Genomic DNA, 12763 nt, shown 5'->3' on the forward strand with positions numbered 1-12763 from the left:
AAATAAAATTATAACCATTATATAAATGTGTTTTTATGAAAAAAATTCTATTAATAATATATATGCTCACATTCCTTTTACCAGGTATGCTAAGCGCTCAAACCAATGTCGTAAAAGGTACTGTCATTGATGAAACAGGCCTGCCATTGCCAGGAGCAACTGTCCTAATTAAAGGTACTAAAATATCTACGATAACTGATGAAACAGGTAAGTTCAGTATCGCTGCCGATAGCAAGGCAGTACTTTTAATTTCATTTACAGGTTTTAATACTCGTGAGATTACAACAAATGGGCAATCTACTTTGCGTGTCCAATTAGAGCCAGACAACAATGAATTGGATGAAGTAGTTGTTGTGGCTTATGGAAAACAGAAAAAACCTACAGTTACCGGTTCCATTGCGACCTTGAGCGGAAAAGAGTTAAGACAGAGTCCCGTGGCCAATCTTACCAATGCACTAGCGGGTAGATTACCAGGTTTGTTTTCTCAACAAAACAGTGGTCAACCAGGTAGAGATGCGTCTAACATACAAATCCGAGGTGTAAGTACCTACACAGGAGGCAGCACCCCGCTTTATATTGTTGACGGTGTACAACAGGATAATATTGGGCAAATCGACATGAACGAGGTAGATAGCATCTCTATTTTGAAAGATGCTTCTGCCGTAGCCGTATACGGTGTTAGAGGGGCAAACGGTGTAATTATTATTACAACTCGAAGAGGTAAAACTGGAGAAGCTAGAGTGAGTGTTAGCACACAAGTAGGGGTTAATATAACGAACCGTCTGCCTAAATTTTTGAACGCATACGATGCTCTTACTTTGCTTAAAGAGAGCTATCTAAATGATGGACTCGCCTTCCCTTTCACAGATGAACAAATGGAACACTACAGAACAGGTGACATGCCTTCGGCTTATCCAAATACTGACTGGCAGAAAGAGGTGACGCGTAATAACTCATTGCAGACTCAAACCAATGTCAATGTTGTGGGAGGTACTGATCGGGCCAAGTATTTTATTTCAGGAGGATATCTGTACCAAAACGGTATTTTCAAAACTTTTGATGCAAGCGAAACAGATAATGACTATTATTTTAAACGATATAATTTCCGTTCAAACCTCGATATTAACGTGAATAAGGATTTCGATTTAACTCTTAATTTAAGCGCTATTTTACAGAATGTAAATCAACCACATCCAGCCGAATCGGGTCGATCAGTATTCAACCAGTTAATGCGTTTGGGTTTCGAGGCTTATAATTATCCTGTCTATAATCCAGATGGTTCATGGGGTGCTCCTTCACAAACTACCAGCCACGCAAACATGGTGGCTCAATTAACATTGGCAGGCTACGACAGGACTTATAGGAATGATGTTAACGCTACCATTGCAGGTGTATACAAGTTAGGTTTTATCACAAAAGGATTGTCGACAAGACTACAAATGGCATTTAATAATACCCAGACTTCACAAAGGAGTTTATACAGAGACGGATATCCTACTTACCGTTATGATCCGGCACAAGACAAGTATAGTTTATTCAATGCTGCTTACCCCGTTTTAAGACCATTTCAGGTTGGTACAGGAACTGCAAGCGATAAGACGCCTAAATTAATTTCTGATTTGCAACTACAATTAAATTATGAGAACCATTTTGGGAAGCACAATGTTACTGCACTTGCCATGTATACCCAAAACACAACCGTAAGAGGTGCCAACAAAGATGTTAATTATTTAGGATACGTAGGTCGTGTTGCGTATGACTACAATCAACGTTATATGTTTGAGGTTAGTGCAGGATACAATGGTTCAAACATGTTTAATGACAAGAATAGTTTTGGATTTTTTCCGGCAGTTTCGGCAGGTTGGGCATTGAGTCAAGAATCGTTTTTCAAAAACAATGTGAAATTTATCAATGTTTTTAAAATTAGGGGATCTTATGGTTTGACTGGTAATGATAATGTTGGTATCGCTGATTTAACTAGCTATCCTTATTTAAGTACCTATATACCTACAGGTTCATATGGGTTTGGTGATAGCAGCAATACTATCTATAACGGATTGGCTGAAGGAAAGATTGGTAATCCTGACCTTACGTGGGAAAAAGAACGCAAAACCAATATTGCTCTTGATGCTGAATTCCTTTCTTCAAAAATAAAACTGACTTTTGAGTATTTTGACAACTACCGTTACGATATTATCACTACACGTGCCACAGTGGGTCAAGTTGTTGGAGTTACTTTCCCACAGGTCAATATGGGTGAAGTTAAAAATAAGGGATTTGATTTTTCATTAGGCCATAATAATAAAATCGGAAATGTTGGATATTTCGTGAATGCAAATGTATCTTTTGCCAAGAATACAATATTGGAACGTGATGAGCCAACATTAAAATACGATTGGTTACAGCAAACCGGAAAATCGGTTGGTCAACCTTTTGGCTGGAAAGCTATTGGTTTTTTCAAGGATGCTGCCGATGTGGCAAACAGTCCTAAACCTGCTAATCTTAATCCACAACCGGGCGATTTGAAATTTGCAGATTTAAATGGTGACGGTATTATTGATGATAATGATAAAGGAGCCATTGGAAATCCACAGATTCCAAATACTACTTATGGTATTTCAGGAGGAATGAACTACGAAGGTTTTGATTTTAGTTTCTTGTTCCAAGGAGCAAAGAATGGAAGCGTAAGACTGTCGGACGAACTTGTTTATGATAATGTCGGGCGTTTTCAAGAAACGATGTTTGGGCGTTGGACTCCTGAAACTGCTGAAACTGCTACCTATCCTAAACTGCATTTAACTAGCGCCAACAATAGAAATACCAATTCATTCTGGTTGCGTGATGCTGATTATTTGAGGCTAAAAAATGTAGAAATAGGATACCAATTTAACCAAAAATTCGTTAAACGTATTGGTATGGAAAGCATGCGTATACATGCCAATGGTGCGAATCTGATAACCTGGGATAAATTAGGAATTGTCGATCCTGAATCTCCTTCAGGACGTGGTGAAAACTATCCACAACAAATAGTATATAGTGTTGGTTTGAATCTTAACTTTTAATGCAAATAGTGATGAAAATTTATAAATATTTAATTCTGCCTGCTTTTATAGCCATAGTTGCTATATCTTGTGAAAAAGATGGAGTGCTGACAAACAGTACCCAAACAGATATATTTGATGAACAAGTATGGACAGACAGTCTAAAAACAACACAGGTTTTAACAGCTGTTTATTCCGGTCTGGGACCTGAGACGATGTTGGTACGTATCAACACCTCTAATTCATTATCTGAATATTCTGATGAATCAGACGAACGTTGGGTTGCAAGCAACTCTAATCCTCCGGTAGCGGCTTTTCAGAAAGGGACTATGAGTGCCAGCAGCATCCCACAACCATTTAATACGACGTGGAGCGACAACTATGTTAATATTCGTAGAGCCAATTTGTTCCTCTCACGTGTGGATGAGGCTCCTTTATCTGCAGGAACGAAAAAACGCATGAAAGCAGAAGCTCGTTTTCTGCGAGCCTATTATTATCACATGCTAATGAAACATTATGCAGGTGTGCCCATAATAGAAGAAGTATTAACAATTGATGGTGATTTTAATTTGCCTCGCAACACATACGAAGAGTGTGTGAATTTTGTTACTAGTGAATTGGATTTGGCAGCAGCAGATCTTCCTGTTGATTATATCGCCGCAGGAAAGGGACAGGATTATGGTCGTGCCACCAGAGGTGCTTGTCTGGCTTTGAAAGCGAGAGTATTATTGTTTGCTGCAAGTCCATTGTTCAACGGTGGTGCGGCTAAACCAAACCCTGTATTTGGTTACCCTTCGAATGATCCTAGCCGATGGGCAAAAGCTGCCGATGCAGCAAAAGCCGTAATGGATTCGGGAAATTATTCATTGCTTCAAGGGACGAATGGAAATAATAGTACGGCCGAAGGATATTACCTGTTGTATTTGACTCGTATAAATCCAGAAATGATTCTTGCGCGTCTTACTGGAAGCAATCGTAGCTTAGAAAGTTCTCACTTGCCTAAGTCTCGTGGTGGTGGTTTTCATACCCATCTCAATGCCCATTATGTGAATGCTTTTCCAATGAGTAATGGTAAAGCCATTACGGATCCACTGTCTGGTTATAACCCACAAAATCCTTATATAAACCGCGATCCACGCTTTTACCGTTCTGTTATTTATAATGGTGCAAAATGGCTCAATCCAAGCAACAGTTTAAAACAACCTGTTTATACATTTGTAGGCGAACCCACTGGTATGGACGGGCTGATAGACCCATGGGTAGGAATAAACTCAGGTACAGGTTATTACAACCGAAAATGCATGAGTGAAGATCTTACTGGAACCTCGGGAGGGGCACAGCATTTCTTTCCGTTTTTACGATATGGAGAAATTTTATTAAATTACGCCGAGGCAAAAAACGAATCACTTAGTGCACCTGATGCATCCGTTTATAACGCTTTAATTGATTTACGTAAACGTGCAGGCATTACAGCTGGAGCGGATGGCAAGTACGGTTTGAAAACAGGTATGACCCAGGACGAAATGCGCCAGATAATCCGTGACGAACGTCGCATTGAATTGTCTTTTGAGGATCATCGTTTCTGGGATATCAGACGCTGGAAAATAGGAACAAGCACATACGGCAAAAAATTAAGAGCGATGAAGATTGTTCTTAAACCCGGAGCTCCTTCTCCTGCTGCTCTTACTAATCCTGCTTATGTTAATTACATTGATATTCCTACTAATTATACTTATACAGAATTTGATCTACTTAAACCTTCTGTATTTATTGAGAATACTTCAAATTTGTTACCGATTCCCCAATCGCAAATTAACATTTCTAATAAATTGATTCAAAACCCAGGGTGGGAAAATTAATTAAAACAGGGTTGCTGTATTATGCAGTAACCCTGTTTTTAGTTATATGACTGTCCTTATTCGTGCCAAGTTGGATATACAAATAATATAATGCAGATTGCAGAAAAAAAAGAATTAAAAAACAATACCAAAATGAACAAACAAATAAAGATTTTCTTATTCTCCCTGCTTTTTTTAGGTGGAATATTCAACTATAATGTAAATGCCCAAAAGAGCAAAGTGTCTAAAACGGCAGTAATTACCGGACAACAAGATCGCGAATATTGGAGCAATTTGTTATATAAAATGGCTTCTCCCGTAATACTCAATTTGTCCAATGGAACATTAAAGAAAAACATGCCGGTGGAAGTTCCTCCAGGGGCCAAGCCAGATTCTTATAAAAGAGTAACTTACTTGGAAGCAGTAGGCCGTACTATGGCCGGGGTGGCTCCATGGTTGGCTTTACCAGATGACAATACCAAAGAAGGAAAGCTGCGCAAAGAATTACGTACAGCCTTGTTAAAAGGTATAGCTAATGGGGTAGATCCTACCAATCCGGATTATCTGAATTTCAGAACAGACGCCCAACCTATTGTCGATGCAGCCTACATGGCACAGGCATTTTTAAGAGCGCCGAAGGCTTTATGGGAACCTTTGGATTCCGAAACCAAGAAAAGAGTGGCCGAAGAGTTTAAAGCCCTTCGTACCATGACCGGCGCTTACAACAACTGGTTGCTGTTTGCAGGAATCAACGAAGCTTTTTTAATGTACATTGGCGAAAAGGCTGATCCGGTACGTATTCAATTTGCACAAAAGAAAATTAATGAATGGTATGTAGGAGATGGTTTTTATAGTGATGGCCCTAGCTTTAGCCTCGATTATTATAATAGTTACGTTATTCACCCTATGCTTGTTGATTTTTTCAAAGTATTGTCAGATAAAAAAAGGGTTAAAACAGAGGACTATGAACTTGCTTTGAAACGCATGATCCGTTATTCTGAATTCTCGGAGCGTTTCATTAGTCCTGAAGGAACCTATCCTGCATTTGGCCGTTCCAGCACGTATCGTACAGCTGCTTTTCAGGCGTTGGGACAAGTGGCATTGATGGAAAAATTACCGGAATATATTGAGCCCGCACAGGTACGTTGCGCTTTGACTGCAGTTATGCATCGCATGTACGATCAGTGCAATAATTTTGACAGCAACGGCTGGTTGGTATTAGGTTTCTGCGGCTCTCAGCCAACGATTGCTGATGGTTACACTTCAACCGGAAGTTTGTACATGGCCACTTTAGGGTTTTTGCCATTGGGTTTACCGGCTGATAATAAATTCTGGACCGATCCGGCTGCTGACTGGACCTCAAAAAAAGCATGGAGCAGCCAAGCGTTTAAGAGAGACTATCACGTAGACTATTGATAATAAATGGAGCTTAAACCGTCTGATGAATTATAACAGCAGATTTTTTGTAAAAAGCAATGCAGGCCTGATTGGTGTTGTTGCTATAGCTCCTTAATACGTTTTAGAAAAAGACAGCAAAGGCTGTCTTTTTCCTTTTGAATGAAAGAAATTATCACACCCGGATTTGATGCGCCTGAAATTGCCATTACTGAAGATGCAAAAGTTATGCGCTCTCCTTTTTAAGAAAAAAATTATTACATTAAATATTAAAAAAAGTTTAGATATGCGTTTTATACTAATTTGTTTATGTTCGCTTTTGTCTTTAAATTCTTCGGCTCAAAAGCAAACCGTTAAATTATACAATTCCTTGGCTCAAGAAAGAAAAGATGAAGTTGTTTCACTTTCTTGGAACGAAATAATCGCAACTTATCCTGATTTGGATCCCGCCAATTTTAAAGTCATTAATGCGGTTAGTAAAGCCGAACTTCCTTTCCAGTTGGAATATAAAGGTACGCCCCAGCTTCAAAATCTGCTCGTGCAGGTAAGTATTCCTGCCAAAGGATCGCTTAGTTTAAAATTGGTAAAGGGAAAGCATAAGGCTTTTCAAGCTAAAACGTTTGCCCGATACGTGCCTGAACGCAAAGACGATTTTGCCTGGGAGAATGACCGTATTGCTTTCCGTATGTATGGTAAAGCGCTAGAGAAATTCCCTAACGAAATGGCTTATGGGGTTGATGTTTGGACAAAACGAACAGATTCTCTTATCGTCAACAAATGGTATAAATCAGAAACCTATCATACTGACAAAGGAGAGGGTATGGATTATTACAACGTTGGGCACACGCTAGGTGCAGGAGATAATGCTCCATATATTAACGATACTATCCGGTTCCCAAAAAACTATACCAAATGGAAAGTTTTGGATAATGGTCCTTTACGCTCAACGTTCCAATTGAGCTATGATGAATGGCTGGCTTCAGGAAGAATGGTGAATGTTGTTAAAACCATTTCTATAGATGCGGGCTCGCAGCTGAGTCGCACCGAAGCGGAATATTCATGGAATGATGCAAAACCTTTGCCCGTTGTAGTGGGAATCGCCAAAAGACCTGCCAACGGAATGATTTCATTGAATGAAAAAGATGGAATAATGGCATATTGGGAACCAACTGATCCTAAAAATGGCACTACCGGTACAGGATGTATTTTTACTGCGCCTGTAAAACAAATGCAGGTGAAACAAGGTAGTTTGTTAACGGAAACCGTTTTAACAAAACCTTCATCGATTGTATATTATAATGGAGCAGCCTGGGATAGAGCCGGAAGAATTACCTCGGCAGAGGTCTGGATTAAATACCTGAACCAAAAAGCAGAAGCACTGAAAAATCCTATTGAAGTATCATTTGTACGATAAAAAAACGTAATCGCAAGTTAGGTTGAAAATGTAAGGAGGAGACTTTTTTTAAAAACAATGAATACTGAAATACAGCAATTTGCTGCAAAACACTAATTGAAAACAATATCAAAATAAAGAACAAATAAATGAAGACTTTCTTATACTCCGTGCTTTTCTTGGGTGGGGTATTTCACTATAACGTGAAAGCCCAAAGTAGCGCAAGCAGCGATGCTAGTGTATTAACCTGTCAAATAAAAGAAAATCCACTGTATCAGCAGGAAAAAGACAGGATTTACCAATTAATCGAAAAACAAGTACACCACCTTCGTGGCGGAATACAAAACTGGAAAGGCGATTCTTCCATGAAACTAATGACCAAAAGTGGATCCGGAGAGGCATCCATTCGTCCAAACGCTGCGTTTGCCGCCAGTATGTCTTTTCTGTACCGCTTTGGCAAATTCGACCCAGCGACCGTTGGTCTATCAAAGAAAGAAATGCTGCAGAATGAAATTATTCCGATGATTAGGTATTTGGTGCGCACACATAGGGTCGGAGATTTAAAAACAGATGACGGCAAAGCTTGGGGAGATGCTTGGCAATCGGCACTTTGGGTTTCCTTAATGGGGAATGCGGCTTGGTATGTATGGGATGAACTACCAAGTGATATTCAACAAGGAGCAAGGAATGTTGTGGCACACGAAGCAGACAGGATTGCTGCCGGTAATCCTCCACACAAGCTAAAATTAGATAGTAAATCGGAAGAAAATTCTTGGAACAGCCAGGTAATTTCTGCTGCATTGTTCCTAATGCCCAATGATTCTAGATATGCTAAATGGGAAAAAGCGCTGCAAAAATGGGCCATGTCCAGTTATCTGCGTCCAGCCGACTCCTCTTCTACCGCTATTGTAGATCAGATCCCTGTTTCAAAACAATTTAACGGCGCAAATATCTACGATGATTTTACTTTGGAAAACCACGATATTGTCCACCCTGATTATATGGGAGCCTGGATTCAGAATGCCGAAAATGATGTCTATTATTTATTGTCCGGAAGAAAACCGCTTCAGGCTTTTTTATATAATCTGCCACAAATCTATAAAAACCAAATGCGCCTGTTTTTACCAGATGGCGGCTATTGCTATCCAAGCGGACAGGATTGGGCAATATTCAGAAATGCCGACTGGATGCCTTCGCACGCAACGGCCGTAGCAAGGTTTAATGATCCAGAGGCAGTTTATTTTCTAAGAGCAGGGCTTGAAACTGCTGAAAAAATGCAACAAAGAAATCAAGACGGAGCTATTTATGCACCCGGTGAAAATTATTTCGCTTCGGCACAGGGTCATTTAAGCTACTGGCTGGCGCAAGCGTGGCTGGAATTACAGTTTGCTCAAAAGGAATTAAAACCGGTTATGCAAAAACCAGGAACCAATTACTTTGTTGATGGCAAGTTTCTCATTAATAGAACTAAAAATGCATTCCACAGTATTTCCTGGGGAGAAAAAATTATGATTCAGTTAATGCCGCTGGCAAAAGATCATATTGTTTCCCCCGATCAAAGAAACGGGATTGGATCCATATCTGTAAATGATACTGTACAGCGTGTTGTACTAAAATCTGTTGACGTAAAAGAAACCAAAAACAGCTTTGTAGTAAACATGGTAGTACAACATGGGAAATATATACAAGCAGCTATCAGATGCGAATCCAAACCTAATGGACAATTAACGATTAGCGAAAAACTTACCGCATTACAGGACTGTACTACTAATTCTGTTGGAACCCTGTCTTTTGGGATTCTAAACAATCCCAACTGGGTGTATGAAAAAGGATCGAGAACCCTTAAACTGGATCAACAGGAATCCAATGTAAAAGCAGCATCAGGACAAACCAATCAGGCTGTGGCAAAATCTGTAAAAGTAGATAATTTGAATTTTGACCTGGGCTCACAAAGTAATGTTATCTATAAGGCTGCCACTAAAATGAAAGATTCACGTCATACTGATTTATTGGTGTTAAATGCCATAAAAGACAAACACGAATGGAAACAGGGGAATGTAATCTCAGAAAATAAGGTAACCATTTCAGTAAAATGAGAATGAATGTCACAGTATTCATCCTATCCTCTTTGGATAATAGTTTAATAATCCAAAATAGTTGGTAAAATACTGTAAAACAGTATAAAATACAATAAAAAAAAACTGGATATACAAAGAAAAAGGCAGCCATAAAATAAACAGCCCCCAAATAGTGTCTAACTTTTGGGGGCTGTTCATTTAGTGAAATACCCTCTTTTTCTGTTTTTTATTTGTCCCCCTGTCGGAGAATATATTTCAAATATTGAATTCTCAAAAACTTGTTTTAGTTTTGAGAATTCTTTTTTAGTTTTGAATGGAAGAAATATGGCGGGCACTGAAAACAATATCAAAATAAAGAACAAACAAAAGCAACCTTCCTTTTTATTCAGGGTTTTCTACTATAATATTTTAAATTCTCTTTGGTCAGAATATCTATAGGCATTACAACCTCTTCCTCTTTCTTCTCCCCTTTGGCTATATAATTAAAAAGTTCAGTAACACATAAATATCCTTGTTCTACAGCACGTTGGGAAATAATAAAATCTATGTAAGCAGACTCAAGATATTTAGCATTTTCCTCAATCAAATCATGCCCAATCAAAAGAATATCTTTTCTATTTATCTTTTCAAGGTATCTTGCCGTTAAATAGACTCTTGAACCGGAAAAATAAATTCCCACTATATCTGTGTGCTCCAAGAATATTTCACCAATGGCGCTCTCAAAATCATCAAAGATGTTTTTATTCAGCAACAAATAATCTTGTCCCATGCCATGTTCTTCGAAGTAACTTAAGAATCCCATATTACGTTCATGGAAATGGTTAAAATTCTCTGTTTTATTTGTGTTATTTATAATTAAAATAGTTCCTTTTTTCTTTAAACCATAATGCAGCAATTTGGCTACCAAATAGCCTCCTGCATAGAAATCCTGGCCAATAAACCGAAGACGTTTTTCACTTTTCATATCAAAATTGATGAATATGTACGGAATATTGGCTTCGTTTAATTCATTGGCAAGATGTTTGGTTCCATCGACAAAAAAAGGTGCTATGACAGCCCCCTGAGGATTAAAGGCTATTATTTTTTGGACTTGTTGTGTGAAGTCTTCTTCTTCGTGTTGGTCAAATAAAAACAATTCCACCCTGAAATTATACGCTTTGATTTCCATCGCAGCTTTGACAATACCCTTTAAAGGCTTTTCCCAAAAAGAGTTTTCCTGGCTTCCTTTTGGTATCAACACAGCGATAGTATATTCTTTTTTAGAAATTAAAGCCCGTGCCATTAAATTGGGCTGATAATCATATTCCTGCAATAAATTCAATATTTTGGTTCTGGTTTCTTCTTTTACACTTTCCCGATTATGAATAACTCTATCAACTGTTCCTGTAGAAACCCCAGCTTTTTTGGCAATATCTTTAATTCTTATTTTTTTGTCATCCATACTATTATAACTATCAAATTAAAAAAACTTAAGGATATGAAATGAAAACAAAAAAGCAATCACTGATAGGCGCCTCATACCTTTCCTTTTGAATATTATTTGAATACTATCCTTTTTTAAGTCACTCTTATACAAAGAAAAAGGCTGTACTGAAACAACCTTTTTCATTATTATTTTTTACCAATCTTAAATATTTTACTGCTGCCAGGTGTCATTGAAGCATTAAAAACAATCGCTTCGGGTTTTTTCTTATCATTATAGACAAGTTCAAACGGAACATTTTGTCCATTTACAGCTTCTTGCACCACTAGCTCATTAGCCTTTATCTTTTTAATTTTTGATGATAAAGTTTTCCAATCAACAGTTACTTTTTCAATTTTATTTGATGAAGTAGTATTTACGGCTTCAACCACGGCAGTGTTTTTTTCCTGATCAACCGTCATGCGCAACATTTCGCTTCCGGCCAATAAAAATGCCCCAACACCGTAAACATCCGTATCATCAAAAGTTACTTTATCGGGTGCGGCACCCTGCGCCTGAACATACCCTAATTTACCGTTTGGATGCACCGAAGTCGTCAATGCGTCCCAAGCCTTTTCAACAACCGTAGCATATTTTTTATACGGTAAAATCCCCTGATTAATCCCCCAAGTTAAAGCATAACAGAAGAAACCTGTACCACTGGTTTCCTTTACAGGATACGTGCCCGGGTCTAATAAACTTGCATGCCAACTTCCATCAGCTTGCTGGATACTGGCCACCTTGGCCGACATATCCTTGAAAAGCTGGATGAATTTTTCTCTGTCTGGATGATCTTTCGGCATTACGGACAATACCCTAACCAAACCTCCCATTACCCATCCGTTACCACGGCTCCAAAACACTTTTGTTCCATTCTTTTCTTTCTTGCCGAAATAGCGACTGTCCCTGTAGTACAAATGCTCTTCCTTATCGTATAAGTATTCCGTTGACTTCCACCACAGTTTTGATGAAGTATCCAAATACTTCATGTCACCTGTTGCCTCCGTAAGGTAACCCAATGCAGGCGGTCCCATAAATAAGGCGTCACACCATGCCCATTCACGGGCAAAAATTTTGTTTTTCCATTCAAGACTTTCAGTATGCGGCAACACTACAAGCGTATCTGCAAGAGATTTAAAGTCTTCAATGTATTTTGGATTTTTATAAATTGTATAAAGCTGGGAATACAATTGTCCTACACAATAATCATCGGCAAATTGGCGATAGTGACCTATTTTCCATTTATTGTCCTCTCCTACTTGTACAAGCTTTTTATAATAGGTTTCATCATTGGCAATTTTGCCCCAGGCCATCATGCCCGTATACATAGCTCCGCTAGTCCAGTCTTTTTTCGAATTTTTCCAGCCTTCAGTTTCCAAGGTTCTCCATTGCCAGTCAGCCACCTTTTTCATTTGATGATAAATACTATCTGCACGCAATTCCGGTAGTTGGGCATTGGCCGTACTAACAAAAAAAGCCACAAAAAGTAATAATAATATCTGTTTACGCATTGTTTTTTAGATTTAATTAATTCATAATTTATTTTGAGAAAGTTC

At 38.6% G+C, this 12763-nt stretch carries 7 protein-coding genes; 5 read left to right on the plus strand and 2 right to left on the minus strand.

Going from position 1 to position 12763, the window contains the following annotated elements; all coding sequences use genetic code 11:
- Nucleotides 1-35 precede the first annotated feature (35 nt).
- The 5 genes from BUC16_RS10290 to BUC16_RS10310 all read left to right on the plus strand — a co-directional run bounded on the left by BUC16_RS10290 (nucleotide 36) and on the right by BUC16_RS10310 (nucleotide 9763).
- Nucleotides 36-3062, plus strand: a complete 3027-nt coding sequence (locus tag BUC16_RS10290) for a SusC/RagA family TonB-linked outer membrane protein (RefSeq protein ID WP_084546145.1) — start codon at nucleotides 36-38, stop codon at nucleotides 3060-3062.
- 11 nt (nucleotides 3063-3073) lie between these two features.
- Nucleotides 3074-4900, plus strand: coding sequence for a RagB/SusD family nutrient uptake outer membrane protein (locus BUC16_RS10295; RefSeq protein WP_170860866.1), 1827 nt, complete (start codon nucleotides 3074-3076; stop codon nucleotides 4898-4900).
- Nucleotides 4901-4990: 90 nt separating this feature from the next.
- Entirely contained in the window at nucleotides 4991-6295 is a 1305-nt protein-coding gene (locus BUC16_RS10300; RefSeq protein WP_244534356.1) for a DUF2264 domain-containing protein, read from the plus strand.
- Nucleotides 6296-6560: 265 nt separating this feature from the next.
- A complete protein-coding gene (locus BUC16_RS10305; protein ID WP_084546146.1) occupies nucleotides 6561-7688 on the plus strand; it encodes a BT3233 family polysaccharide utilization protein in 1128 nt (375 codons plus the stop codon).
- Between the two features lie 128 nt (nucleotides 7689-7816).
- A complete protein-coding gene (locus tag BUC16_RS10310; RefSeq protein WP_073370372.1) occupies nucleotides 7817-9763 on the plus strand; it encodes a hypothetical protein in 1947 nt (648 codons plus the stop codon).
- Nucleotides 9764-10130: 367 nt separating this feature from the next.
- Here BUC16_RS10310 and BUC16_RS10315 read toward each other — a convergent pair whose 3' ends face one another.
- Both BUC16_RS10315 and BUC16_RS10320 read right to left on the minus strand, forming a co-directional pair.
- Nucleotides 10131-11186 carry a LacI family DNA-binding transcriptional regulator gene (locus tag BUC16_RS10315; RefSeq protein ID WP_073370373.1) on the minus strand — a complete coding sequence of 352 codons (1056 nt, stop codon included), beginning with the start codon at nucleotides 11184-11186 and terminating at the stop codon, nucleotides 10131-10133.
- A gap of 170 nt (nucleotides 11187-11356) precedes the next feature.
- Nucleotides 11357-12718 carry a glycoside hydrolase family 88/105 protein gene (locus BUC16_RS10320; protein ID WP_073370375.1) on the minus strand — a complete coding sequence of 454 codons (1362 nt, stop codon included), beginning with the start codon at nucleotides 12716-12718 and terminating at the stop codon, nucleotides 11357-11359.
- Nucleotides 12719-12763 lie beyond the last annotated feature (45 nt).

Source organism: Flavobacterium fluvii (assembly GCF_900129545.1).
GTDB classification, from domain to species: domain Bacteria; phylum Bacteroidota; class Bacteroidia; order Flavobacteriales; family Flavobacteriaceae; genus Flavobacterium; species Flavobacterium fluvii.